Below are 25,079 nucleotides of genomic sequence, written 5' to 3'. Positions count from 1 at the left end.
CGAAACCCTTTGATATAGGAGACCCCGATGTCGATCACTGTTGAAGAAAAAGCACGCCTGATGAAAGAATTCGCAACCAAAGAGGGCGACACCGGTTCTCCGGAAGTCCAGGTTGCAATCCTGACATCCCGCATCAACACCCTGACCGAGCACTTCAAAACCCACAAGAAAGATAACCACGGCCGCCGTGGTCTTCTGAAAATGGTTGCTCAGCGCCGTAAGCTGCTGGACTACACCAAGGGCAAAGACGAAGCACGCTATCAGGACCTGATCAAGCGTCTGGGCATCCGTCGCTAAGACGCGCCACAGTTTGATTTTTAAACCGCGTCCCTTGGGGCGCGGTTTTCTTTTGGCGCTTCGGAATCCCTTGGCTGCGTTGTCAACAAGACTGCGCCCTCCGCACCTGGGCAAGGTAATTTACTGACCGCTTGCAGCCATCTCCATATATGTAATATTATATCATAACATATAATCTTGGAGCTCCCCAATGACCGACCCCCGCCTCCCCGTAACAGTGCTTTCGGGCTTCCTAGGCGCAGGCAAAACCACCCTGCTAAATGGCGTTCTCAACAACCGTGACGGATTGCGTGTGGCCGTAATCGTCAATGACATGTCCGAAGTGAACATCGACGCAGACTTGATCCGTGAAGGCGGCGCAGAGCTTAGCCAAACCGAAGAAACACTGGTTGAAATGTCAAACGGATGCATCTGCTGCACCCTGCGTGATGACCTGTTGAGCGAAGTGCGCCGCCTAGCCGCAGAAGACCGCTTTGACTATTTGCTCATCGAGTCCACCGGCATCTCTGAACCACTGCCTGTTGCCGCAACATTTGAGTTTCGAGACGAATTTGGCAACAGCCTCATAGACGTGGCCCGGCTGGACACAATGGTCACAGTGGTGGACGCCGTGAACCTCCCTCGCGACTTTGCCAGCCACGATTTGCTTGCCGATCGCGGCGAAACCCTGGGCGACGAAGACGAGCGGGCCCTTGTGCACCTGCTGACAGACCAGCTGGAATTTGCGGATGTTGTAATCCTCAACAAGGTCACTGACGCAGGCCCAACCCAAACGGATGCGGCGCGCAAGATCATTCGCAGCCTGAACGCTGATGCCCGGATCATTGAAACCGATCACAGTCAGGTGCCTGCCATGGAGGTGCTCAACACTGGGCTCTTTGATTTTGACAAAGCCCACGAGCACCCCATGTGGGCCAAGGAGCTTTACGGCTTCGCGGATCACACCCCCGAAAGTGACGAGTACGGCATCACGTCCTATGTCTATCGTGCTCGCCAGCCCTTTGATCCTGCCAAAATCCATGCGGTCTTAAATGGGGATCTGCCCGGTGTTATTCGCGCCAAAGGCCACTTCTGGATCGCGAACCGCCCGGACTGGGTGGCAGAATATTCTCTTGCAGGGGCCCTGTCCTCGATTGCGCCTCTGGGCACATGGTGGGCCTCCGTCCCAGAGGAACGACGTCCGACACATCCTCAAGCGCAGGAATATATGGCGCAACATTGGGCAGAGCCCTTTGGCGATCGCCGTCAGGAACTGGTCTTCATTGGGTCTGGCATCGACTGGGCCACGTTGCGCGCGCAGCTTGATCACTGCCTGGTAGCGAAAGCCTCTCTCGATACGCTTCCAGACTATGCCGATATGGAGGACCCTTTTCCGCTCTGGCGGCGGGCCTGAACGGGTTCGCCCCCAAGCCCTAAGAACTTGATATGCAAGTCGCATAATTTACCTGTCCGACGGCGTTAATTTGGCTAGGGTGCATCAACGAAATGCAGGGCGGCGGAGCGACATGGAAAACACAAGCGTTGATGTCTTAGTGGTTGGAGGAGGCACCGCGGGGTTTGGTGCAGCACTGGCGGCAGCTCGAAAAGGGCTGTCCGTCACCCTTTTGGAAGCGAACTCCAAAATTGGCGGCGTGATGGCCTTCTGCCCCGGCATGCCGTGGGGTGGGGGATATCCTTGCGACCATAGCATCGGCGGTATCTTCGAAGAATTGACCAACCGCCTCACAGCGATGTCACCCCCAGCTGCGGAAAAGCGCGCCTCGACGCTGGCAAATTTTGGGCCTGAAGTCATTTATGACCACGACATTGCCACGCTGACCATGTTTGAAATGCTGGAAGAAGCAGGTGTCGATCTGCGGTTAAACGCCACGCACGACCAGCCCACTCTGCACAATAACAGCATCACTTCCGTCACCTACTTTGACCGTAATGGCAGGCATACTGTCACCCCCAAGATTGTCATCGACTGTTCTGGGGATGGCGACTTGTCTGCCAAAGCAGGCGTGCCTCACACTCTGGGCGATACCAATGGAAATATGATGGGTGTCACCCTGAGCTTTTTCATGGAAGGTGCCGATTGGGACAGAGTCTTCGCGCAGCAAGATCCCTATTTTCAGGATTACGCAGCAGTGGGCATTCGCGAGGAGCGCCTTCATCCGGACCTCGCAAAGCTCTATCTGATGAAGGGGTTTCACCCCGGCTCGGTGTTCTGCAACACAGTTGTGATACGAGGTGTGGATGGCACAAATGCCCAAAGCATAAGCCGCGCCACCCAAGAGGGCCGACGCCGCTGTCTACAACTCTCGCAGTTTTTGCGCAGCGACGTTCCCGGCTTTGAGAATGCGCATATGAAGATGTTAGGCCCCACTGTGGGCGTGCGTGAAACGCGCAAATTAGAGGGGATGGTGCGGGTGTGCGGCGCAGATCTCGCGCAGGCGCGAAAATACGAAGACGGCATCGTCTGTTGTGACAATCCCATTGATGACGTGATGCGCGACTCAGACAGCATGACACATGAAGCAATTGTACAACCCGGGCAATATTACACCCTGCCCTTCCGCGCGTTGGTTCCCAAGACCATCCGCAACCTGATGTTTGCGGGTCGCATTGTTTCAGCAGATGATGTGGCATTTGCCTCCGTACGTGGCATGCCACAATGCATGACGATGGGGCAGGCCACCGGCACGGCCGCCGCCCTTGCGCTAAAGGCCAGCGTCAGCGTGCAGAAAATAGCCACAGAAGACTTGGTCGCAGATCTGGTGCGCCAGGGCCTGCATGGTCTGGGAGGCGAGCCATTGATCGCCCCTAACACCTGACGCCAAGTCAATTTGACAGAGCCGCCATTCACTCTCAAAATCCACCTCTCAAAGGGGAGGACACCATGAAAGCAACTTTGTCAGTATTGATACGCATGGGCAGCCTGCATCGGCTGTTTCCATTCTGGCTCGTTGGTCTTTGGCTGATCACGCAAAACCTGTCGTGGTGGATTCCTGTTGTACTGGTGTATGGCTACATCGCGCAGCTTTTCGTCGAATACGTGATGCATCGCTTCCTGTTTCACCGCGAACCGCCCACGGATCAGGGCACATTCAATGAGCTGTACAAAAGCCACATTGGCCACCACGAGTATCCAACCGACCCCGAATTTTTTACCGGTGACGATCATTGGTATCCTGTACGCTTTGGCGTTTTGTCCATCGCGATACATACGCTGATTCTCTGGCCTTTCCTTGGCCTGAACATGGCCTTTACCCTGTCCTACATTGCCCTTTTTGTTGGCTCGGTCACCGCCTTTGCAATGTATGAATACTGCCACACCCTATCCCACCTCAACGTTCCCAAAGGAAAGTTCGGGCAATACGTCACACGCAAGCACCTTGCGCATCACTTCCAAGACCACCACGCCACATTCCAAGTCAGCTTTGGTCTGGATTGGATTGATCGTCTCTTTGGTACAGCCCACGACAGAGCCACTGCAAAAGAACGTTTTGATCGCAAGACACTCTTGTCTATGGGTATGGATCCAGAAGACCTGCGGCTTGTGACCGCGCGCAAGGCCTTCGGCATCACCGAACGCCCGGGCGCCAAACGTGCAAAAGCCGAACAGACCTAAACTCAAGCCACAACAGAGAGCTTCGGGCGCCCAGCCGGGCGCGCGTTTCTCCGTACCCCTGCTGGAAAACGATGCGCAAATGACAGGCCCGCCCGAATGAACTCGGGATCCATGCGCCCATGTGTGACACAGGCCACAGCCGACCTTGCCGCTGAGGCGTTGTCTCGGCGCATGTGATGCACCATTGAAATAATCTGGATCTCGTCTTCCGTCACGGTCTTCTTTGCCTCAAGGCACAGAGGGTCGCGCATTTCAGGCCCGCTCTCGCTTTGGCGGCAGGTCAACCAGCTCACAGCCATTTTCTGCAATCCATGTGCCACAGGCAGTCCAATCGCTTCGCCATAACGTTCGATTGCGATGTCAAACGCGCGTGCGCAAGCCTTGGCCTCCCCCTCCAACATGCCCAATACCAAATGACGCAACACCGGCAGCAGACCCATCTCAAATGTGTCACAGCCAACGGTACGAAGCACATCTATGCTTTTGTACGGCATGCTCATGCTTTCTGCTCCATATCCGTTTTCGCGCCATGTGGCGATTTCACGAGAAACCGAACAACACTCGGATCAGACGGATCAAGCACCAGAGGACCATGGTGCATGGGCGATGCCGCCTTCGCCGGGAAACGCAGACTGGCTTCCATTGCGGAACGCAGCTCGGGTTTCAAACCACAGCCTGTTCTTTGAGCAAGATCGTCAGTTGCCAAAAGCGTGGCAAAGAGATGGGACATCGTATGATCCTCTGGCCGATGCGCGACCATCGGCGCCAAGGTAATAGACGGATGTCGCGGCTTCATAATTGGAAACCCCGGCTCATCTGAACGATGTCTGGCTGGGCACATATTATCTGATAAATTTACTCAGATTATTCAAGCCCGTTATTCTCTTTGAATCACAAAAGCCACACACAATGGTGTGGCTTAGGCGCATTTCATTAAGTCTCCGACCTATCTGCCCTGATCATTTGTGGAAATGACGGCGGCGACACGTTTTCCGATTTCCCGGCTCCCCTTCAGGGACGGGTGGATCATATCCACGCCGTGGAAACTGCGATCCCCTTCTGGCACCAAGTCTTGCAAAGAGACAAAATGAACGCCCCAATCCAACTCTGCCAATCGCGTAATGCGCTCCTCTAACACTGCGCCATTGTCCCGGCACCCCTCAATCGGAGACCACACGCCGGGACTGCGCAAATACCCAACGTAGGCAACCTGTGCGCCTGTGGCGCGCAACCTCTGCACCATCTCAGGGATTGCCCCCCGCTTGCCATCCTCTGAAATCAGCTTTTCCATGGTACGCGTGCAGGCCCCGCACCCGCATCCCAGCCAGAGATCATTGCCGCCGCCATTGAGCACAATCCAATCCCAATCGCCCTTGCGGTACTGACTGGAAATTCTGAGGCCTAATGCCCCCGTCACAGGCAAGCTATATAAAACGCGCGCACCGCTCACCGCATAGCTTGAGACCGGTTCATCTAGGGCATCTTCGATGGCATGTGACACAGAGGCCTGCGTCAGTGCGTGCCACGCCATCATACTATCCCCCATGGCCATGATCCGTGGCGACGCAGGAGCCGAGGAAACTGTGCTCTTGGATACAACATCTTTCGCATCAGACGCGTCCGCGCTTGTCGACCGATCAACAGAAGCTGACACAGTCGCCCCATCTGGCGAAGGATCAACTTCAGAGCATCCTGACAATAGGGCGAGCGCCGCGCCGACCAAGCTAGAAACCAAGAAAGAGGCTTTCATAGAACATACCTAAAATTGCACGCCATCGGCGCTACCAGAATCACACGACAAGCCCCCAAGCCGTGCAGCACAATCATCTTCAACAATTTCGCACCAAATTGCCACGGTTTGCGCGTAAACAATATGTTGCCCCAAACGCAGCAAGAGTAACACATCTTGCCACGCGCGCCCCTTCCGCCAAAACCCCACTCTTCAAAATCTGGTTTCCAAAAGGCCTATTTTCAGATATGGGCCGACCATCTGAAAGCTTGCGCTCTGATCCCGGCGCTCGAAGCAAGATAACGGGGATCGGTGGCAATGGGGCCACCATTTCAAACGGGAGACCTGGGATACGCCTAGGAGAGCTCCCAGACAGGATACGATGATGTTCGAAGTAACAAAGAAATCCATGCAGTGGGGCGAAGAGACGCTCACACTGGAAACGGGTAAAGTTGCCCGTCAGGCCGACGGGTCCGTGATCGCCACTCTGGGCGAAACATCCGTTATGGCCAACGTGACTTTTGCTAAGTCACCAAAGCCAGGTCAGGACTTCTTCCCACTGACCGTACACTACCAAGAAAAATACTATGCCGCTGGTAAAGTACCGGGTGGCTTCTTTAAGCGCGAAGCGCGCCCAACCGAAAAAGAAACCCTGACCGCGCGCCTGATCGACCGTCCGATCCGCCCGCTGTTTGTGGATGGCTTCAAAAACGAAGTTCTGGTCATGTGCACCGTGCTGTCGCACGACATGGTCAACGACCCTGACATCGTGGCGATGATCGCAGCCTCTGCCGCACTGACCATCTCTGGTGCGCCATTCATGGGCCCAATCGCAGGTGCACGTGTTGGATATGAAGACGGCGAATACGTTCTGAACCCAACCGTTGACGACATGCAGGATCTGCGCACCAACCCAGATCAGCGTCTGGATTTGGTTGTGGCCGGCACCAAAGATGCCGTGATGATGGTGGAATCTGAGGCTTATGAGCTGACCGAAGCAGAGATGCTCGGCGCGGTGAACTTTGCCCACGAGAACATCCAGCCGGTGATCGATCTGATCATTGATCTGGCCGAAGAAGCGGCCAAAGAGCCGTTTGACTTCCAACCACCAGAGTACGCCGACCTGTTTGAAGCGGTAAAAGCTGCTGGTGAAGAGCAGATGCGCGCAGCCTTCGCTCTGCGTGACAAGCAGGAACGCACCACTGCTGTGGCTGCCGCACGCGACGCGATCAAAGAAGCTCTGTCTGAAGAGCAGCTCGAAGACGCGAACCTCGGCTCCGCTCTGAAGAAGCTCGAAGCAGGCATCCTGCGTGGTGACGTTGTCAAAACTGGCACCCGCATTGACGGCCGTAAAACTGACGAAGTCCGCGACATCGTTTGTGAAACCGGCATGCTGCCACGGACCCACGGCTCCGCTCTGTTCACCCGCGGTGAAACACAGGGGCTGGTTGTGACCACTCTGGGCACCGGCGACGATGAGCAGATCATCGATGCGCTGCACGGCAACTTCCGCTCCAACTTCCTGCTGCACTACAACTTCCCTCCCTACTCTGTGGGTGAAGCTGGTCGCGTGGGCCCTCCCGGTCGCCGCGAAATCGGTCACGGCAAACTGGCATGGCGCGCGCTGCAGGCGGTTCTGCCAGCGGCAACCGACTTCCCATACACCGTGCGTGTTGTGTCTGAGATCACCGAATCCAACGGCTCTTCCTCTATGGCATCCGTTTGCGGTGGCTCTCTGTCCATGATGGACGCAGGTGTGCCTCTGAAATCCGCCGTTGCCGGTGTGGCCATGGGCCTCATCCTGGAAGACAGCGGTGACTACGCGATCCTGACCGACATTCTGGGTGACGAAGACCACCTCGGCGACATGGACTTCAAAGTGGCGGGTACCGAAAACGGCATCACCTCGCTGCAGATGGACATCAAAGTCGCAGGCATCACACCTGAGATCATGGAAAAAGCGCTCGCACAGGCAAAAGAAGGTCGCATGCACATCCTGGGTGAGATGAACAAATCTCTCTCCGGCGCATCGGAATTCTCCGTCCACGCTCCGCGCATCGAGACCATGAACATCCCAACCGACAAGATCCGCGAAGTGATCGGCTCCGGTGGTAAAGTGATCCGCGAAATCGTCGAAGTCTCCGGCGCCAAAGTCGATATCAACGACGAAGGCGTGATCAAGATTGCATCGCCAAACGGTGACTCGATCCAGAAAGCCTACGACATGATCCACGCGATTGTGGCAGAGCCAGAAGAAGGCGCGATCTACACCGGTAAAGTTGTGAAAATCGTCGACTTCGGTGCTTTCGTGAACTTCTTCGGTAAGCGCGATGGTCTGGTGCACGTGTCTCAGATCGAGAACCGCCGCCTGAACCACCCGTCCGACGTTCTGAAGGAAGGTCAGGAAGTGAAAGTCAAACTGCTCGGCTTTGACGACCGCGGCAAGGTGCGCCTGTCCATGAAAGTTGTGGATCAGGAAACCGGCGAAGAGATCGTTCCAGAGAAAAAAGAGAAGAAAGAAGACTAAGCGCTTCCTCTCTTCTGAAATAAAAAAGCCCCGGTTGCGAAACCGGGGCTTTTTTTGAAAGGGTGCTCGGGGATCAAGCCGCCGCCCATTCCTCATCCAGATCAGCTTCAGAGACATGCTCTTGTCGAGCTTCGTCAGCCACACGGAACCCTGACAGCCCATCCACCAGCCGATCCACAGCCATATCAAGGCTTGAGGTCGCCGCAGAGGCTTCTTCAGACCGCGCTGCATTGGCCTGCGTCTCAGAGCCAATCGTTTGCATACTGTCGCGGATCTGGGCCACGGATTGTGCCTGCTTGTCCGAAATTTCAGAGATTTCCGCGATATTTCCGCGCACTTCACTCACGTCATTCAAGATGGTCTCAAGCGCAACACCAACCTCTCGCACCAGTGAAACACCGCTCGCTACGTGGCCGTTGCTCTGAGAGATCAATCCATTGATGTTCTGAGCGGCTTCCGCAGAGCGATGCGCCAATTCACGCACCTCCGACGCCACAATGGCAAAACCGGCTCCCGCTTCACCCGCACGTGCGGCTTCCACACCTGCGTTCAAAGCGAGAAGATTTGTTTGGAAAGCAATGTCTTCAATCAGCGTCACCACATGATCAATTTGACTGGAGCTGGCCTCGATTTCATCCATGGTGGACACAGCTTGGCGCACCACTTCCGTGCCATTGCGTGTAAGATGCGTTGTGTTGTCAAAGCGCTTTTGCGTGTCCATCGCTTTGCCAACAGCGCCTTTCATGGCCTCCGCGATATGCTCTACGGCTTCTGTGACATGTTGCAATTCGCCAGCTTGCTTTTCCGTACTGTGTGCTACGTTCAAAGACACTTCAGAAAGCTCGCGGCTGTCGATTTCAATCTGACTGGAAATCTTGGTCACCGAACTCACAATCCCCCCAAGAGACTGCACGGAGTCATTGAAGCTCTTGCGCAGGTCTTCGTAGCCATCGGCGAATTTGTCATGAATGAAGGCATCTAGGTTGCCTTGCGAAATACGAGTCAAACGCTCATGCAACGTTTCCACCACGTGTGATTGCGCTTTCTCTTTAGCCTCAATCAGCGCCTTCTCTTCGCGAACGGTATCCATCAACTCGGCTTGTGCGGACTGTTCTTTGCTCAGCGCCTTCAACTGACGCTTATAGTTGATCACCGAGCCGACAAGGATTCCTGTCTCGGCCACGACGATCACAGCATGAAGCGCTGTGCGCCCGACATTTTCAAGCAAATCTACCGAAGGGTACACCAAGGAGGGTAGAAGGAAGGTCATGCTCAAATGGTGCAGCGCAATAACACCTGCGGCGGCGACAATTGAAACGGGACAAATCAACATGGAAATCATTGCCAACATGGCAAAGAACATCATGTGAATGTCGAGCTGCCACGGATGGCCCGCCATCGCCGCCAACAGCACCATAATCTGCCCACAACATGCGACAGATACGCTCAAACGCGCAGCGAGACCGCCACCAAGGCGCGTGGCGTAAACTGCCAACCCAACAAGTATCGCCGATCCACCGGTGATCACTGGTACATTGCCGCCGAGCATAGCCCCGACCCCGACTGCAACAACGCCGAGCAGAGCTGCCACGATCGCCAAAACTTTTACGCCTGTTTGGCGAGATTTCACCAATTTGGGATGTTCTTTCATGTCTTCACATCGCAGAGCCAAGCCAGCGCGTCGCCGTCGAGGATGGCCCATGCCCCATTCAATTTAAGTCGCATGTCGAAATCTTCGGCGTCAGATGTCCCCATTATGGCAAGAGGCGCACGTGATACGCCCACCACCCAGCCACCGGACTCTTCAACCAAGCTAGTCAGGTCAACTCCTGGACCCGCGACGACCACCCTGGGGCCACCTTCTTTTAAAGGCGCGCCAACCATTGTCATGACGGGTAAAACCGTCGCACAAAACACACCCGCAAGGACCACGGGGAGATATTGGGCAAATCGCATCATGCAACCTATCTGCATGCTGACCGGTTTCTACCAGATTAACTCTGGTCACTTTGTGAGCGATCCGCAGGCATTCTTTGCGTCACAGTCACCATTTTGCGGCCACGCAAGATGCCACAGGGCTCAATCTGAAAAATAAACGCACCGCCAATAACTTGGCAGTGCGCTGAGGATAAGGTGCAAAAAGAGCAATATCAAAATTGCTCCGGAAATGCCTTACTGAGGCAGTTTCGCAGTTCGAAGATACGGAAAATGCGTGGTGAATTCACCGTATTTTGCTTTGGCGTCTTCGTCGCTCACGGCGACCGGAATCACCACATCACCGCCCGGGGTCCAATTCGCAGGGGTGGCTACGTTCTCTTTGGCTGCTGTCTGCAGCCCATCCAACGCACGCAAAACTTCCGCGAAGTTGCGGCCAACATTCATTGGGTAAGTCATAGACAGCTTCAGTTGCTTGTCTGGGCCAATAATGAACACAGAACGCACTGTTGCACTATCTGCAGGCGTGCGCCCATCTGGCAAATAGGCTTCCGCAGGCAACATATCGAACGCTTTGGAAACAGCCAGCCCGTCATCGGCGATGATTGGGAAGCCAGCATCGGCGCTGGCGTAGGATTCAATATCCTTCTTCCAGCCTTTGTGGTCCTCAACGCCATCGACGGAAACGCCAATCACTTTCGTGCCGCGTTTCGCCCATTCGTCCGCCAACTGAGCCACAGCTCCAAATTCGGTGGTACAGACAGGCGTAAAGTCTTTGGGGTGCGAGAACAAAATCGCCCAGCTTTCGCCGATCCAATCGTGAAAAGTGATCGTTCCCTGATCGGTTTCTGCCGTAAAATTCGGCACAACATCATTGATACGAAGGCCCATGGGTCCCTCCTTTTACTTGGGTGCACATGCCACACAGTGACCAAAAACGGGCGCGCCAAAACGCGCGGGCTAGGCCAATGTGCAAAAATAGGTTTCGACGCCGCAACGCGACATTGCGCAGACTACATCTGTCTCCCATGAACGCCACCCCCTCTGTGCCAGAAATAATTTGATCAAATTTATTGTGACCGGACGTCCAGCCACTTGCGGGGCCCAAATTTGCTCGGCACAGTGGCGTCAAGATCGAGAGGGAGTGAACACCATGATCGAGAAACGCCAATTCTACATCAACGGCCAGTGGGTCGATCCTGTTGCCGCCAATGACCTCAATGTCATTGACCCGGCCACCGAAGAGGTCTGTGCCGTGATCTCCTTGGGGGATCAGGCCGATACGGATGCCGCGGTTGCAGCCGCGCGCGCCGCTTTCCCTGCCTGGGCCGAGACACCACTGGAGGAGCGCGTTTCTTTGGTGAAAAAGCTGCGCGACATCTACACAGCGCGCCGTGAAGACATGGCAGAGGCCATGCGTCTGGAAATGGGCGCGCCAAAAGATCTGGCCACGAACAACCAATGGGGCGCGGGCGTCTGGCATTTGGATGGCTTCCTACAAGCCTTGGAGAGCTTTGAGTTTGAATACGCCATGGGCGCGGATCGTATGCGCAAAGAGCCGATTGGCGTCTGCGCTATGATCACCCCATGGAACTGGCCAATGAACCAAGTGTTCCTGAAGGCAATCCCTGCCTTGCTGGTAGGCTGCACCATGGTTCTAAAGCCCTCCGAAATCGCGCCGCTCTCCTCTATCCTCTTTGCCGAAATGATGGATGAAGCTGGCTTCCCCGCCGGTGTTTTCAACATGGTCAACGGAGATGGTGTTGGTGTAGGATCACAACTTTCCTCACATCCGGGCGTTGATATGGTGTCCTTCACCGGCTCTACACGTGCAGGCATCGCCATCTCCAAAGCCGCCGCGGACACACTCAAGCGCGTCAGCCTCGAACTGGGCGGCAAAGGTGCCAACATCATCTTTGCGGATGCAGATGAAAAAGCCGTCAAGCGCGGCGTAATCCACTGCATGCAAAACTCTGGCCAATCCTGCAACGCACCAACACGTATGATGGTCGAAAGCGGGCGCTATGCAGACGCCGTAGAACAGGCCAAGGCCGCCGCAGAAGCCACACAGGTGGGTGCCACCACTGAGGCCGGTCGCCACATTGGGCCGGTCGTGTCGGAACTCCAGTTCAACAAAATCCAAGGGCTGATCGAAACCGGCATCAAAGAGGGCGCAACCCTTGTCGCAGGTGGTTTGGGACGGCCGGAAGGGGTCAACAAAGGGTATTATGTGCGCCCCACGGTCTTTGCCGACGTGACCCCAGAGATGACCATCTACCGCGAAGAGATTTTTGGCCCGGTCCTCGCCATCTCGTCTTTTGAAGACGAAGCACAAGCCGTGCAAATGGCCAATGACACGGTCTATGGCCTGACCAACTACATCCAGACACAGGATGACGAGAAACGTCTACGCGTGGCCCGCCAAGTGCGTTCTGGCATGGTGGAAACAAACGGCATCTCCCGCGTCAACGGCTCGCCGTTCGGCGGCTACGGCCAATCCGGCAACGGCCGCGAAGGCGGCACATGGGGGCTAGAAGAGTTCTGTGAAACCAAAGCTATCTCCGGCGTGCCAATGAGCTGATCACAGCTCACGACAGAAGAAAAAGCGCCGGGCAATCGTCCGGCGCTTTTTCGTTTTGAACACACTACTTTTTCTGCAACGCCTGTTGCGCTTCAATCTGCGCCACCGTGGCCAATACCGTCGCCACCCGCTTTTCGTCTGGCGGATGGGTCCCCCAAAAACTCAACTTTCCCGTGTCCAGACGATCCCCTTCGGGGCGTGCAAAATACCGCGCCCCCGCCACTGGATCATAGCCAGCCATATAAGCAATGCGGGTTCCGAGCGTATCACTCTCCAACTCATAGGCTTGAGAGTAGGCCATGCCGCCAGCCGCAGCGCCAAGCGCCATGCTACTTTCAACAAGCAGCGGATCATATGAATTGCCATTTGACGCCCCGGCAGCAGCCGCCAGGGTGCCGAGAATGAGCGCACCAGCCAAAGCCTGTTGCTGCTGCTTGTCGATATGGCGCCCGATCAAATGCCCATATTCGTGCCCCATGACAAAGGCCACTTCGTCGTCATTTGCGCTGTCTTGCAGCAAAGGCATGCTCAGCCGAATGACAGGACCGGATTTTTCATATGTAAAGTAAGCATTTCGGCTCTTCATCTCCCGATCAATTTCGACTGTGACATTACACTCAAAATCACCGCGATCGGCTGTCGCGGCCTCACAAACAGCCCTGCCTGTGGGTACAATTTTTGCCCGCACACGATGGAAACGCCGTTCAGCAGCAGATGTGGACATCGGCGCGCGGGCGGTTTGTGCCTGACCCTCGGCAAAAAGCTGTTTTGCACGAGAGGTCTGCTCCGCGCTTATGCTGGGCAACTCATAGGTGGTTCCGCAAGACGTTACAGCCAACAAAGCCGTCGCCAACCACACCGCAGCCAATTTCCTTTTCGTCACACCCAGATCCTTTCAAACAACAGTACGCCCGCATTGATCACGCCTATGCCCCACAGGGGCATAAGCTCAAGCAAATACTACCAGCCACATCTTATAGGTGTGTAAATCAGGCCCAGTCCAGACGGAACCTGCTGCGCTCTACGCCGCAGGTTTTCCTGCGCGATTGCGCCGGCGACGCGGACGGCGTGTGTTGGGCTTGGCGCCATCCCCTTTACGTGCTGCGGTCTCAGACGGACTCTGAGCCGCTTTTTGCCCCGAGCCACGACCTCGATTTCGAGACTTTCCGCCGCCACCTGAGCGCGGGCCACGCCCATACTGTTTCTTGGGCTCCTCAGGCTCCCCTTCAGGCCGATCAAATCGGCGGCCAATCAGCTTCTCAATATCCTTCAGGTAGTCCCGTTCATCCGCAGCGCAGAAGGATATCGCGCGCCCATCGCGCCCGGCACGGGCAGTGCGCCCAATGCGGTGCACATAGCTTTCCGCCACATTGGGCAAATCAAAATTGATAACCAACGAAATCACCGGAATATCAATGCCACGCGCGGCAACATCCGTTGCGACCAACACTGTAACCTCACCATTGCGAAAGGCTTCAATTGCACGGTCCCGCTGGCCCTGACTTTTGTTGCCATGGATCGAAGCCGCATTGAAGCCTTCAGCCACCAGCTGCTTCTTCATCCGCTCCGCACCATGTTTGGTACGCGAGAAAATCAGCGTGCTCTCCCCCATATTCTCCGACAGGATTTCCCGTAGCCGTTCGCGCTTCTCAGCCTTTTCATGAAACTCAACAGATTGGGCAATCTTATCCGCCGTCTTGCCGGGCGGCGCAATTTCCACGCGTTTGGGATCGCTGAGATACGCGCGGCTCAGTTCTTCCATTTGTTTGGGCATGGTTGCCGAAAACAGCATGGTCTGGCGCGGTGTGCCCAGATGAGGCGCAATTTTGCGCAGCGAATGGATGAACCCCATGTCAAGCATCTGATCCGCTTCATCGAGCACAAGATACCCCACCGTCGACAGATCAATCTCGCGCCGATCCAATAGGTCAATCAACCGTCCCGGCGTGGCCACAAGAATATCTGTGCCACGTGATAACATAGAAATCTGGCGATTGATGGATTGCCCGCCGACAACCGTCATCACTTTCATCGGCGTGCCCTGCACCATCGGGCGCAGGTTGTCCGCAATCTGATTGACCAGCTCGCGCGTCGGCGCCAACACCAAGGCCTTCACGGTCTTAGGGGCTGGTTTGCCACGTTTTGCCAGCAACTGATCCATCATAGGAAGGCCAAAGGCGAGAGATTTGCCCGTTCCGGTCTGCGCAAGCCCCAATATGTCATGACCTTCCAAAGCCAGTGGAATGGCTTTTTGTTGAATAGGGGTCGGCGCATCAAAGCCGGCCGCTTTCAAGCCCTTGAGCAAAGTCGGCGACAGTCCCAATCCGTCAAATGTCGACATGTCTATGTCCTTTCATGCCGCACACTCAGGCACGGCCAACGCCACCTCCCGCAAAGGAGAAGCAACAGGGTAAGGCAGCACCGCCACGACACAGACGTATTCTGTGCCATCCGGCCTGTCCGTCAGAACCCTGCGTGATGGGAACGAAATCTGTCACTGATGCGCCCGTTCGGTCTCAGAAAACCCGGCGCGGCCTGCTCACGCGGCTGCGCAGCAACCCGCCCCACATAAGACATCCCGTCAACTTGTCAAGCAGCGCGGCACAACGGGAAAAGGGGCCGATGCCCTGCATCCGCCCCTTCATTTGGCTCTCAATATCCCGGGGTGAATTGACCATATGGCCAAGAGGGGCTGGCCCCTCTTCCCCCAAAATCATGCCTTGACGGTCAGCCTTTGCCCTTCCATGGCACCAGATATTTCTCGGCCCAACGCATCAGCATGTCGATGCCAAAGCCGATGATGCCAATCAGGATAATGCCCATCAGAACAATATCCGTATCCTGAAACTTGGACGCGGCCACAATCATCTTGCCCACACCTTTTTCAGCGGCAACCAGCTCTGCAGCCACAACCGTCCCCCAGCACACCCCCATGGCAACCCGCGCGGCGGTGAAAATTTCAGGCAAGGAGTTCGGAATGATCACATGGCGCAAAATCTGTCGCTTGCTTGCACCAAGCGAATAGGCGGCATGCACTTTTGAGATTTTCACCCCGGACACGCCAGAGCGTGCGCCAATTGCCATAATCCAAAGCGCCGCCAAAAACAGCAGGATGATCTTGCCCTGCTCGCCGATCCCCGCCCAAATAATCACCAAGGGAATCAATGCCAGTGGTGGCACGGGGCGCATAAATTCGACGATCGGATCAAACCACCCTCGGAACCAGTTTGACAGCCCCATGGCATAGCCCAGCGGGATACCCACCGCGGCGCCCAAGGCAAACCCAACAATCACGCGAAACAACGAATAGCTGAGATGCTCAGCCAGCGTGACATTCTGATACCCATCACGGCTAACTGAAATCAGTCTTTGCCACACGCTCTCTGGAGCAGGCAGCCAGATGTTTTCCATCTGCCAGCCTTTGTCCGGCTCAAAGTTCAACGTGCCCTTATCCGTAAGGGCAACACGGCCAAAGCCCACATCCACATCCGTGTCACGGCTGATCGGTGTCTCGTTCACCGCAACGATCTTTGCCCCGTCTTTGCGCGTGACCGCATCATTGGCATCCCATCGCAGCAGCTTGGAGCGATAGGCCTGAACAACCAGCGTGTCATTCTGCGCCAGCCCTTCGTTGCCATCCACCACAGGCGCATCGGGCTTCTGCCCTGCTTCATGCACCCGAACGGCAACCTGCGCCTGCGCGGTTTCACCATCCGCTGTCTCAAGCGTATAGGTAAAGCGCGCATCGCCCAGAAACGGTCCCGGAGCGTGCAGGAACTTTGGCAACCAAGCGGATCCTGTGAATGCCCCCCAGATGACAAAAATCAAAACAACCGAGATGACAGAAGCCGCCTTGTTGGACACCACGGCACTTTCATCGCCAAATGTCACCGTTTTCAGGGAGGTAAAATCTTGAACAGGCGACAGCCGATGCTTGATCTGCGTATAGACAAACAGCGCAAATAGAATGAGCCCGATGTACAGTGCCAGATACGGCAACATGCGCAGCACCGACAAAAACAGCGTGATCAACTCGCCGCCGAGATCTGCAATAATCTGTCCCATTTATGCGCTCTCCTCTGTGCGGCCCATGATCTCTTCTTCCATGTTCCAGATCATGTTGAGGATCTCTTCGCGGGTTGGCGCGTAGTCGGGGTGTTTCTTCACCTCACGCAAATCCGCCCCCACTCCCATATCTGCAAAAGGCAGACGGTATTCCTTGTGTATGCGCCCCGGACGTGGCGCCATCACCAACAACCGCTCGCCCAGCAACAGCGCTTCTTCAACCGAGTGCGTAATGAGAATGATCGTCTTACCCGTCTCTTTCCAAAGTTTGAGGACGAGGCTCTGCATTTTCTCCCGCGTGAGCGCATCCAAGGCACCCAGCGGTTCATCCATCAGGATGACATCCGGGTCATTGGCCAAGCACCGAGCCAGCGCCACCCGTTGCTGCATCCCACCAGAGAGCTCATAGACCATCTTTTCTTTAAAGTCCTGCAGACCAACCACATCGAGCAGATGATCCACGATTTCCGCGCTTTCCGCTTTGGGCATCCCCTTCATGTCCGGCCCAAAGCTCACATTGTCCCGCACGCTCATCCACTCAAACAGCGCGCCCTGCTGAAACACCATGCCGCGTTCCGCATCAGGCCCGGTCACTTGGTGGCCGTTCAGGACGATCTGTCCTTCCGTGGGGGCCAAAAAGCCTGCCACAATATTGAGCAAGGTGGTCTTACCACACCCTGATGGCCCCAGTACGCTCAACAGTTCCCCTTGTTTGAGATCTAGGCTCACGTCCTTGAGCGCCTGAACATGCCCACCATTGGGCAAATCAAACCGCATGGACAGATTTTGAATAGATAATCCTGTCATGGTCCCTGTCAGTCATTGGGCACGTCAAGCAAAACACTCAACGCGCACGGCGGTGAGCCGCCTATATCGTGGGAAAGAAGAGGTAAAGGACTGGAGCACCGTTCGAAGCGGGCTCCAGCCCACAGTCAGGCTTACAGCCCTTTTGCAGCTTCCAAGGGCGCGGTGTTCACCGTACCGTCATAGCTGTCCAATGCACCGGGGATAGAACCAGCATCGACAAAAACGCCCGCAACACCTTGCATGAAGCTCTGCGCCGTCCCGCCGAGCCATGCTCCGCTCAATTGCTCATCAACTGTTGGGAATTTGAAGGTGGCCAGTGTCGAAGCCGTGGCCTCTTCATCCATACCGGCATCTTTGGCGATCACCGGCAGCATTTTTGCCTGATTGGCTTCATCGGCCCACATGGCATTTGCCTTGGCTGTCACTGCGAGGAACTGCGCCAGCATGTCGCCCTCTTCTGCGATGAAGGAAGCCGGGGCCGTTGTGGCATCAAACACCAGAATACCCAGCTCTTCTTTCTCTGCGCCTGTCAAAAGCACATTGCCGTGCTCGGTCATACGACGCAACGCACCACCCCAGCCACAGGCCATATCCAAAGACCCCTGAGCCAGCGCTGCGGCACCTTCTGCCGGCGCCATATCCACAACTTCCATTGAAGCCACATCAACGCCAAAGTGGTTCATTTGGCTCAGGAAGCCATAATGCGCCGCGGTTCCCAGAGGGACGGCCACTTTCTTGCCAGCGAGTTCTGCCGCGCTGTCTTTGTCGATCTCCAAGCCCGATGCGACAACACAGTTGTCATTGTCGGAATAGCTTACAGCAACGTCAACAATCTGGATATCCTGACCTGCACTGGCTGCGACAACAAAAGGCGGCACCCCTTGGCTCACCGAAATCTGCACATCCCCAGAGGCCATGGCCGCACTCATCGCTGTACCTGTGTCAAAGCTCACCCAATTGATGGTGGTGCCCAGCGCTTCTTCATACATGCCTGTTTGTTTGGCGTATTGGAATGGCATTGGCCATTCGAGAAAGTAGGCGACGGTGATTTCTGCGGTCGCGGCCTGTGCCCCCAGCAGCATGGCCGTGGATGCGGTGGCGCCCAAAAGCACTTTTTTGATACTCATCTTCAATTCTCCCGTTGTCTGTAGTGGCGCGTTATGAACCGCACCCAATGGACCTTATGATCTCTTTTTGAGCTGTCAGCAAAACGCGTCCCCCTCAATCCGAGCGGAAATTCACCGACCGATCAATGTTTTTTTGGTCAAATCAATGTGCTCCGCCCCCTGCGCCTCCATCGATTGAAATTTTGACCATTTGATAGAAACACATATAAAATAAGGCTTTGCGGCACTTTGAGAAGTTCTCAAAGGAGAACGCTGGCAGTCTTTGGACTTATAAAGATACAACTTTTGGCCCTATAAAGCTGCTTGAAAAAGTCGCGAGGATATCGTGCAAATCGAGATACATCGCCCGTAGAGGGTCAATCAGCACGCCAAAGTTGCGTTTTTTTAAGGAGTCTCCCGCCATGGACGGCATTCTGAAAGACAATGACATCAGCCATGTCGTCAAAGCAGACAAGGCCCATGTTTGGCACCACCTGATCCAACACAAACCTTTTGAGACCAATGACCCGCGTATCATCATCGAAGGGAAGGGCATGCGTGTCTGGGATCAGAACGGCAAAGAATACCTTGATGCGGTGTCAGGCGCCGTCTGGACGGTGAACGTGGGCTATGGCCGCGAACGCATCGCCAATGCTGTGCACGAAAACCTCATGAAAATGTGCTATTTTGCAAATGCCGCCGGCAATATTCCCGGTGCGCTTTACGCAGAGAAACTGATTGAAAAGATGCCGGGAATGAGCCGCGTCTACTATTGCAACTCAGGGTCAGAAGCCAATGAGAAGGCTTTCAAACTGATCCGCCAGATCGCGCACAAAAAATACGGCGGTAAGAAAACCAAAATTCTATACCGTGATCGCGATTACCACGGCTCTACGCTCGCAGCCATGTCTGCGGGTGGGCAAGACGAACGTAACGCGCAATACGGCCCCTTTGCACCGGACTTTGTCCGCGTGCCACACTGTATGGAGTACCGCAAAGAGGAGCTAGGCCTTGGCCACCTATCCGGTCGTGACTTTGGCATTGCCGCAGCCAATCAAATCGAAGATGTGATCCTGAGAGAAGGCCCAGAAACCGTGGGGGCTCTGTGCTTGGAGCCCGTCACCGCAGGCGGTGGCGTGATCACCCCACCTGAAGGGTATTGGGACCGCGTACAGGAGATCTGTCAGCAATATGACATCCTTCTCCATATTGATGAGGTCGTCTGCGGCATTGGACGCACGGGCACCCATTGGTTCGGCTATCAGCACTACGGCATCAAGCCTGACTTCGTAACCATGGCCAAAGGCGTTGCCTCTGGATATGCCGCAATCTCCTGCATGGTCACCACCGAAGAAGTCTTCGAAATGTTCAAATCCGATCCAACTGACAAGCTGGATCATTTCCGGGATATTTCCACATTCGGTGGCTGCACCGCCGGTCCGGCTGCCGCTCTGGAAAACATGGCCATCATCGAAGAAGAAGGGTTGCTGGAAAATTGCACCGCCATGGGCGAGCGCATGATGGGCAACCTCAAGGCCCTCATGGAGAAACACGCCATCATCGGTGACGTGCGTGGCAAAGGACTTTTCCTTGGCTGCGAGTTGGTCAAAGATCGTGAGACCAAAGAGCCTGTAGATGAGGCAGACATTGCCGCCGTGGTCGCAGACTGTGGCGCACAAGGGGTGATCATCGGTGCTGCCAACCGCTCGGTTCCGGGCCGTAATAACGTCATTGCCTTCTCGCCTGCATTGATCGCCACAGCCGCAGATATCGACACAATCACAAATGCGGTAGACAACGCGCTCACCAAAGTCTTCGGCTGATCTGTTTTGCGAACGTCAGGGAGGTCGGGCGTTGTCCGTCCTCCCTTGAACGCACCCCACTTTGCGCTGCTGAAACACAGGTTTGACTTTCAAACGCGCCGCCTTTGCCTTCCTCTTTGGCATCCAGTTTCACCCTGTGCCACCAGGTTTGATCGCGCGCCCATTCTGCAAATGGCACCAAGATAGACCTCTGCAATCACGGCCTCGTCCGCCTAGCCTCAAGCATAAACGAACTGTGAAGCCCGAATGACAAAGTCCAGTTTGCAACCCAAATAAGTCCAGTATAGCGTCCCACCATGGCTATCTCGGTTGAAACCTTCTTCCTCTCACCTGACTCTCAGGGCACACTTCAGGCCCAAATTCAGCAACTTATCGCAGAAGGCATTCTTTCTGGCCGGTTTCGGCGTGGAGAAAAACTACCCTCCTCACGCAAACTGGCAAGCCATTTGGGGGTGTCGCGTATCACCGTCACCCTCGCCTATACCGAACTTTTGGCCAATGACTATCTGACGTCGCGCGGGCGCTCTGGCTACTACGTCAGTGAGAACGCCCCTGTTCCGCCAAGTTTTTCGCCCCCCAAAGAGCGCGAAGACAAGGTCGACTGGTCCCGCGCTCTTGGGCGTCGGTTCACAGGGGGGGTGACCCCGGACAAACCCAAAGACTGGGCCAATTATCGCTACCCGTTCGTGTATGGGCAAACCGATCCAAGCTTGTTCGATCACGCCAACTGGCGGCTCTGCGCCCTTCAAGCTCTTGGGCAAAAAGATTTTACGGCTCTCACCTCTGACTACTATGATCAGGATGATCCCGAATTGGTCGAGTTTATCGCGCGCAATACATTGCCACGCCGTGGCATCATTGCGCGCCCCGAAGAAATCCTGATCACACTTGGTGCTCAAAATGCACTGTGGATTGCGGCTCAGGTGCTTCTGACACAACGCCGCACAGCCGCCATAGAGAACCCTTGCTACCACGCGCTGCGCGATATTCTCAACCAGTCTCGCTGTCATGTGGAGCCTGTCAATGTGGACAAGGACGGCCTTGATCCAGCCCAAATTCCCGAAGAATCCGACGTCATCTTCACCACCCCCAGCCACCAATGCCCCACCACAGCCACCATGCCCATGACACGCAGGCAGGCTCTTTTGGATCGCGCACGTGAGATCGACGCGCTGATTGTTGAAGACGACTACGAGTTCGAAATGTCCTTTGTGGATGCCCCCTCACCTGCGCTGAAATCGCTCGATACCGAAGGGCGGGTCATCTACGTCGGCAGCTTTTCCAAATCTCTCTTTCCCGGCCTGCGACTGGGCTATCTTGTTGGCAGCGAAAGCTTCATCCGCGAAGCCCGCGCACTGCGTGCTTCCGTTCTGCGCCACCCGCCAGGGCACATTCAGCGAACCGCAGCTTATTTCCTGTCTCTAGGGCATTATGATGCCTTGATCCGCCGCATCAGAGACGCACTCAAAAGCCGCCGAAGCATTATGCAGGAAGCCATTGACCATTCCGGCCTATTGGTCGCAGGCAAAGGGGCCGAAGGCGGATCCTCATTCTGGATGCAGGGACCCAGCGCCTCCAATGCCGCCCACTTCGCGCAAAACCTCAAGCAAGAAGGCGTATTGATCGAGCCGGGCGCATCCTTCTTCTCAGGTGACACGCCACCTCAGAACTTCTATCGCCTAGGGTATTCCTCCATTCCGGCAGAGCGCATACCCGCAGGCATCGACAAAATCGCAAGAGCACTCTCCCAGGAATAAAATTGGCCATATCTGGGCAGCAAAACTGGCCCTAACGCCCCACACCACCAAACCGTAATTTCACATCAAAACAGCACGCCCATCTCAAGTGGGCGCAGTATGGAGTTCGCCTCATGAAAATGACAACCGAAGAAGCCTTTGTAAAAGTGCTTCAAAAACACGGCATTGAGCATGTCTTTGGCATCATCGGCTCTGCTTTCATGCCGATTTCTGACATTTTCCCGCAAGCAGGGATCACATTTTGGGACTGCGCACACGAAGGCTCCGGCGGCATGATGGCCGATGGCTACACGCGCGCCACCGGCAAAATGTCGATGATGATTGCGCAGAACGGCCCCGGCATTACCAACTTTGTGACCGCTGTAAAAACCGCCTATTGGAACCACACCCCGCTGCTTCTGGTGACCCCACAGGCAGCCAACAAAACCGTTGGTCAGGGTGGCTTTCAAGAAGTCGAACAAATGGCCCTGTTCCAGGACATGGTCGCCTATCAGGAAGAAGTGCGCGATCCGTCCCGCGTGGCCGAGGTGTTGGCCCGCGTGATCGCACAGGCCAAACGCCACAGCGCCCCAGCTCAAATCAACATCCCTCGTGATGTCTGGACACAGGTGATCGACATCACGCTGCCGGAACCTGTGGAGTTTGAAGCCTCCTCTGGCGGCACAGATTCGGTCGCACAAGCCGCCGCTCTGCTCTCTGAAGCCAAAAACCCTGTCATGCTCAATGGTGCCGGTGTTGTGCTGTCCAAAGGCGGCATTGACGCGTCCATGGCACTGGCAGAGAAACTCGATGCGCCCGTCTGTGTCGGCTACCAGCACAATGACGCCTTCCCCGGATCGCACCCGCTGTTCGCAGGCCCGCTTGGATACAACGGGTCCAAAGCGGCCATGGAACTTATCAAAGATGCGGATGTGGTCTTGGCCTTGGGCACCCGATTGAATCCGTTCTCCACCCTGCCCGGCTATGGTATGGAGTACTGGCCGACCGACGCCAAAATCATTCAGGTGGACATCAACCCCAACCGTATTGGCCTGACCAAAAAAGTCGATGTCGGGATTGTTGGGGATGCAGCCAAAGTCGCAACAGGCATCCTGACACAGCTGGCGGAAACCGCAGGCGACGCAGGCCGCGACACCCGTAAGAGCCACATTGCCAAAACAAAATCCGCTTGGGCACAACAGCTGTCGTCGATGGATCATGAAGACGATGATCCCGGCACCACTTGGAATGAGCGCGCGCGCGCGGACAAACCTGAATGGATGAGCCCGCGCATGGCATGGCGCGCCATTCAATCCGCGCTTCCTCGCGAAGCCATCATCAGCTCCGATATCGGCAACAACTGTGCCATCGGCAACGCCTATCCAGATTTTGACGCGGGCCGAAAGTATCTGGCACCGGGTCTGTTTGGTCCCTGTGGCTATGGTCTGCCTTCTGTCATTGGGGCGAAGATCGGCTGCCCAGATGTGCCCGTGGTCGGCTTCTCAGGTGATGGTGCCTTTGGCATCGCGGTCACAGAGCTGACAGCGATTGGCCGCGAAGAATGGCCCGCAGTGACGCAGGTCGTCTTCCGCAACTACCAATGGGGTGCCGAGAAGCGCAATTCGACCCTGTGGTATGACGACAACTTCGTTGGAACCGAGCTGGACACTCAGGTCTCTTATGCAGGGATCGCGCAGGCCTGCGGCCTGCAGGGAGTCGTTGCGCGCACGATGGAAGAATTGACCGCCGCGTTGAACAAGGCTGTGGAAGACCAGATGACCCACGGGAAAACCACCTTGATCGAAGCGATGATCAATCAGGAACTCGGAGAGCCCTTCCGCCGCGATGCCATGAAGAAGCCCGTTGCGGTCGCCGGCATTGATCCTGCCGATATGGTTCCTCAGCAAGGCCACTAAAACCATGTTCGGGAGGATGACATCAATCCGCCCGACGGAAAAGTCGGGCTGCACCTGCCATTTACGACATGTGCAGCCCAGTTCAAATCAAGCCAAAGCGAGGGTCACCGCCGTGGCATCCACGATGTCCTGCACGGTTGCGCCACGGCTCAAATCACAGACAGGCTTACGAAACCCTTGGAGAATGGGGCCCAGAGCCTGCGCGCCAGCCAGTTCCTGCGCCAATTTATATGCAATGTTGCCCGCATCCAGAGATGGAAACACCAAAACATTGGCATCTCCGGCTCCAAGCCCCTTCTTCTCCGCCACAGTTGGATTAAGCGCGGCATCCCCCTGCACCGGCCCCACAAAGCCCGTGATCTCCGCAGCCGCGCGCACCTTGTCCACACTCGCCCCAGATCCAGAAGCGCCTGTTGAAAATGACAAGAGCGCCACGCGCGCTGTCCCTAATAACGTTCTGCCTGAGCGCTCAGACGCCTGCGCAATGGCCGCCAGCGCCTCGGCGTCCGGGTCCACATTCAAACCGCAGTCCGCAAAAATCACCTCTCGCCCACTGGGAAACCGCATCAAAAAGAAAGAGCTTGGGACCGTCACGCCATCGTCCAGCCCAATGCCAATGCTGGCGGCTTCTATCACTTTCTTGGTGGAGGCAACCGCCCCAGCCACCATCGCGTCTGCTTCACCAACGGCCACCATGGCAGCTGCACGATATAACGGGCGCGCCACCATCCGCCGCGCCACCGCTTCTTTCACGCCTCGCGCCGCCATCAACGCAGATACATACGCTTCCGTATTGTCGCCCAGCGCTACCGGCACACAAATTCCATCGGCCCGCAAATGCTCCGCAGCTTGCGCAATCCGATCGTCTTCCATTTCGGGCATCACAACCCGTGATTTGCGTGCTTTCGCACCAGCGATGGCGGTTTCTAATGCTGACATTGTTC

Annotated in this window: 21 protein-coding genes; 9 read left to right on the top strand and 12 right to left on the bottom strand. The window is 55.8% G+C overall.

Annotated features, from left to right (window positions below; genetic code table 11):
- Positions 1 to 27: 27 nt before the first annotated feature.
- From rpsO to J7382_RS02845, 4 genes are all read left to right on the top strand, one after another.
- Positions 28 to 297 carry a 30S ribosomal protein S15 gene (gene rpsO, locus J7382_RS02860; protein ID WP_058241030.1) on the top strand — a complete coding sequence of 90 codons (270 nt, stop codon included), beginning with the start codon at positions 28 to 30 and terminating at the stop codon, positions 295 to 297.
- A 190-nt stretch (positions 298 to 487) separates the two neighbouring features.
- A complete protein-coding gene (locus J7382_RS02855) occupies positions 488 to 1,690 on the top strand; it encodes a GTP-binding protein (RefSeq protein WP_209066970.1) in 1,203 nt (400 codons plus the stop codon).
- A gap of 112 nt (positions 1,691 to 1,802) precedes the next feature.
- Positions 1,803 to 3,113: an FAD-dependent oxidoreductase gene (locus J7382_RS02850; RefSeq protein ID WP_209066968.1), complete on the top strand. Its 1,311-nt coding sequence runs from the start codon at positions 1,803 to 1,805 to the stop codon at positions 3,111 to 3,113.
- Positions 3,114 to 3,178: 65 nt separating this feature from the next.
- Positions 3,179 to 3,910, top strand: a complete 732-nt coding sequence (locus tag J7382_RS02845; protein WP_058241027.1) for a sterol desaturase family protein — start codon at positions 3,179 to 3,181, stop codon at positions 3,908 to 3,910.
- 2 nt (positions 3,911 to 3,912) lie between these two features.
- On the opposite strand, the gene J7382_RS02840 is transcribed toward J7382_RS02845, so the two are convergent.
- From J7382_RS02840 to J7382_RS02830, 3 genes are all read right to left on the bottom strand, one after another.
- Complete coding sequence (locus J7382_RS02840; RefSeq protein WP_247744784.1) at positions 3,913 to 4,410, bottom strand: hypothetical protein; 498 nt, start codon at positions 4,408 to 4,410, stop codon at positions 3,913 to 3,915.
- Positions 4,407 to 4,640 carry a hypothetical protein gene (locus J7382_RS02835; RefSeq protein WP_209066966.1) on the bottom strand — a complete coding sequence of 78 codons (234 nt, stop codon included), beginning with the start codon at positions 4,638 to 4,640 and terminating at the stop codon, positions 4,407 to 4,409. Before J7382_RS02835 ends, J7382_RS02840 begins: the two co-directional genes overlap by 4 nt.
- Positions 4,641 to 4,856: 216 nt before the next feature.
- On the bottom strand, positions 4,857 to 5,660 hold the full coding sequence (locus J7382_RS02830; protein ID WP_247744783.1) for an SGNH/GDSL hydrolase family protein: 804 nt from the start codon (positions 5,658 to 5,660) through the stop codon (positions 4,857 to 4,859).
- Positions 5,661 to 6,024: 364 nt separating this feature from the next.
- On the opposite strand from J7382_RS02830, the gene pnp reads away from it, so the two are divergent.
- The gene (pnp, locus tag J7382_RS02825) at positions 6,025 to 8,166 is read left to right on the top strand and encodes a polyribonucleotide nucleotidyltransferase (RefSeq protein ID WP_209066964.1); all 2,142 of its coding nucleotides are present in this window, start codon (positions 6,025 to 6,027) and stop codon (positions 8,164 to 8,166) included.
- A gap of 73 nt (positions 8,167 to 8,239) precedes the next feature.
- Here pnp and J7382_RS02820 read toward each other — a convergent pair whose 3' ends face one another.
- From J7382_RS02820 to J7382_RS02810, 3 genes are all read right to left on the bottom strand, one after another.
- Positions 8,240 to 9,817 carry a methyl-accepting chemotaxis protein gene (locus J7382_RS02820; RefSeq protein ID WP_209066963.1) on the bottom strand — a complete coding sequence of 526 codons (1,578 nt, stop codon included), beginning with the start codon at positions 9,815 to 9,817 and terminating at the stop codon, positions 8,240 to 8,242.
- The gene (locus tag J7382_RS02815; RefSeq protein ID WP_209066962.1) at positions 9,814 to 10,125 is read right to left on the bottom strand and encodes a hypothetical protein; all 312 of its coding nucleotides are present in this window, start codon (positions 10,123 to 10,125) and stop codon (positions 9,814 to 9,816) included. Before J7382_RS02815 ends, J7382_RS02820 begins: the two co-directional genes overlap by 4 nt.
- A gap of 213 nt (positions 10,126 to 10,338) precedes the next feature.
- The gene (locus tag J7382_RS02810) at positions 10,339 to 10,992 is read right to left on the bottom strand and encodes a peroxiredoxin (protein ID WP_209066961.1); all 654 of its coding nucleotides are present in this window, start codon (positions 10,990 to 10,992) and stop codon (positions 10,339 to 10,341) included.
- 262 nt (positions 10,993 to 11,254) lie between these two features.
- Here J7382_RS02810 and J7382_RS02805 point away from each other — a divergent pair, with 262 nt between their 5' ends.
- Positions 11,255 to 12,682: an aldehyde dehydrogenase family protein gene (locus J7382_RS02805; RefSeq protein WP_209066960.1), complete on the top strand. Its 1,428-nt coding sequence runs from the start codon at positions 11,255 to 11,257 to the stop codon at positions 12,680 to 12,682.
- A 64-nt stretch (positions 12,683 to 12,746) separates the two neighbouring features.
- Here the strand turns inward: J7382_RS02805 and J7382_RS02800 are convergent, their stop codons facing one another.
- From J7382_RS02800 to J7382_RS02780, 5 genes are all read right to left on the bottom strand, one after another.
- On the bottom strand, positions 12,747 to 13,565 hold the full coding sequence (locus J7382_RS02800; protein ID WP_348539994.1) for a M48 family metallopeptidase: 819 nt from the start codon (positions 13,563 to 13,565) through the stop codon (positions 12,747 to 12,749).
- A gap of 138 nt (positions 13,566 to 13,703) precedes the next feature.
- Positions 13,704 to 15,023 carry a DEAD/DEAH box helicase gene (locus J7382_RS02795; protein ID WP_058241020.1) on the bottom strand — a complete coding sequence of 440 codons (1,320 nt, stop codon included), beginning with the start codon at positions 15,021 to 15,023 and terminating at the stop codon, positions 13,704 to 13,706.
- A gap of 386 nt (positions 15,024 to 15,409) precedes the next feature.
- On the bottom strand, positions 15,410 to 16,684 hold the full coding sequence (locus J7382_RS02790; protein ID WP_209067569.1) for an ABC transporter permease: 1,275 nt from the start codon (positions 16,682 to 16,684) through the stop codon (positions 15,410 to 15,412).
- Between the two features lie 63 nt (positions 16,685 to 16,747).
- Positions 16,748 to 17,554, bottom strand: coding sequence for an ABC transporter ATP-binding protein (locus J7382_RS02785; protein ID WP_058241019.1), 807 nt, complete (start codon positions 17,552 to 17,554; stop codon positions 16,748 to 16,750).
- Positions 17,555 to 17,685: 131 nt separating this feature from the next.
- A complete protein-coding gene (locus J7382_RS02780; protein ID WP_058241018.1) occupies positions 17,686 to 18,681 on the bottom strand; it encodes an ABC transporter substrate-binding protein in 996 nt (331 codons plus the stop codon).
- A gap of 401 nt (positions 18,682 to 19,082) precedes the next feature.
- Here J7382_RS02780 and J7382_RS02775 point away from each other — a divergent pair, with 401 nt between their 5' ends.
- The 3 genes from J7382_RS02775 to xsc all read left to right on the top strand — a co-directional run bounded on the left by J7382_RS02775 (position 19,083) and on the right by xsc (position 24,135).
- A complete protein-coding gene (locus J7382_RS02775) occupies positions 19,083 to 20,483 on the top strand; it encodes an aminotransferase class III-fold pyridoxal phosphate-dependent enzyme (protein WP_209066959.1) in 1,401 nt (466 codons plus the stop codon).
- A 296-nt stretch (positions 20,484 to 20,779) separates the two neighbouring features.
- Entirely contained in the window at positions 20,780 to 22,240 is a 1,461-nt protein-coding gene (locus tag J7382_RS02770; protein WP_209066958.1) for a PLP-dependent aminotransferase family protein, read from the top strand.
- 113 nt (positions 22,241 to 22,353) lie between these two features.
- Positions 22,354 to 24,135, top strand: a complete 1,782-nt coding sequence (gene xsc / locus J7382_RS02765) for a sulfoacetaldehyde acetyltransferase (RefSeq protein ID WP_209066957.1) — start codon at positions 22,354 to 22,356, stop codon at positions 24,133 to 24,135.
- A gap of 87 nt (positions 24,136 to 24,222) precedes the next feature.
- Here xsc and J7382_RS02760 read toward each other — a convergent pair whose 3' ends face one another.
- Positions 24,223 to 25,074, bottom strand: coding sequence for a phosphate acyltransferase (locus J7382_RS02760; protein ID WP_209066956.1), 852 nt, complete (start codon positions 25,072 to 25,074; stop codon positions 24,223 to 24,225).
- Positions 25,075 to 25,079: the final 5 nt, after the last annotated feature.

The organism is Shimia sp. R11_0, assembly GCF_017744035.1.
GTDB lineage: Bacteria > Pseudomonadota > Alphaproteobacteria > Rhodobacterales > Rhodobacteraceae > Shimia > Shimia marina.
Note: the sequence above shows the minus strand (reverse complement) of the source record. Positions and strands in the feature narration are given on the sequence as shown.

Bases quoted from the DNA above. Each gene is read 5' to 3' on its own strand.
- J7382_RS02760 (WP_209066956.1), bottom strand. From the start codon at position 25,074: ATGTCAGCATTAGAAACCGCCATCGCTGGTGCGAAAGCACGCAAATCA.
- J7382_RS02795 (WP_058241020.1), bottom strand. From the start codon at position 15,023: ATGTCGACATTTGACGGATTGGGACTGTCGCCGACTTTGCTCAAGGGC.
- J7382_RS02785 (WP_058241019.1), bottom strand. From the start codon at position 17,554: ATGACAGGATTATCTATTCAAAATCTGTCCATGCGGTTTGATTTGCCC.
- pnp (WP_209066964.1), top strand. From the start codon at position 6,025: ATGTTCGAAGTAACAAAGAAATCCATGCAGTGGGGCGAAGAGACGCTC.
- J7382_RS02835 (WP_209066966.1), bottom strand. From the start codon at position 4,640: ATGTCCCATCTCTTTGCCACGCTTTTGGCAACTGACGATCTTGCTCAA.
- J7382_RS02770 (WP_209066958.1), top strand. From the start codon at position 20,780: ATGGCTATCTCGGTTGAAACCTTCTTCCTCTCACCTGACTCTCAGGGC.
- J7382_RS02790 (WP_209067569.1), bottom strand. From the start codon at position 16,684: ATGTTGCCGTATCTGGCACTGTACATCGGGCTCATTCTATTTGCGCTG.
- J7382_RS02820 (WP_209066963.1), bottom strand. From the start codon at position 9,817: ATGAAAGAACATCCCAAATTGGTGAAATCTCGCCAAACAGGCGTAAAA.
- J7382_RS02815 (WP_209066962.1), bottom strand. From the start codon at position 10,125: ATGATGCGATTTGCCCAATATCTCCCCGTGGTCCTTGCGGGTGTGTTT.
- xsc (WP_209066957.1), top strand. From the start codon at position 22,354: ATGAAAATGACAACCGAAGAAGCCTTTGTAAAAGTGCTTCAAAAACAC.
- J7382_RS02845 (WP_058241027.1), top strand. From the start codon at position 3,179: ATGAAAGCAACTTTGTCAGTATTGATACGCATGGGCAGCCTGCATCGG.
- J7382_RS02780 (WP_058241018.1), bottom strand. From the start codon at position 18,681: ATGAGTATCAAAAAAGTGCTTTTGGGCGCCACCGCATCCACGGCCATG.
- J7382_RS02850 (WP_209066968.1), top strand. From the start codon at position 1,803: ATGGAAAACACAAGCGTTGATGTCTTAGTGGTTGGAGGAGGCACCGCG.
- J7382_RS02840 (WP_247744784.1), bottom strand. From the start codon at position 4,410: ATGAGCATGCCGTACAAAAGCATAGATGTGCTTCGTACCGTTGGCTGT.
- J7382_RS02805 (WP_209066960.1), top strand. From the start codon at position 11,255: ATGATCGAGAAACGCCAATTCTACATCAACGGCCAGTGGGTCGATCCT.
- J7382_RS02775 (WP_209066959.1), top strand. From the start codon at position 19,083: ATGGACGGCATTCTGAAAGACAATGACATCAGCCATGTCGTCAAAGCA.
- J7382_RS02810 (WP_209066961.1), bottom strand. From the start codon at position 10,992: ATGGGCCTTCGTATCAATGATGTTGTGCCGAATTTTACGGCAGAAACC.
- rpsO (WP_058241030.1), top strand. From the start codon at position 28: ATGTCGATCACTGTTGAAGAAAAAGCACGCCTGATGAAAGAATTCGCA.
- J7382_RS02830 (WP_247744783.1), bottom strand. From the start codon at position 5,660: ATGAAAGCCTCTTTCTTGGTTTCTAGCTTGGTCGGCGCGGCGCTCGCC.
- J7382_RS02855 (WP_209066970.1), top strand. From the start codon at position 488: ATGACCGACCCCCGCCTCCCCGTAACAGTGCTTTCGGGCTTCCTAGGC.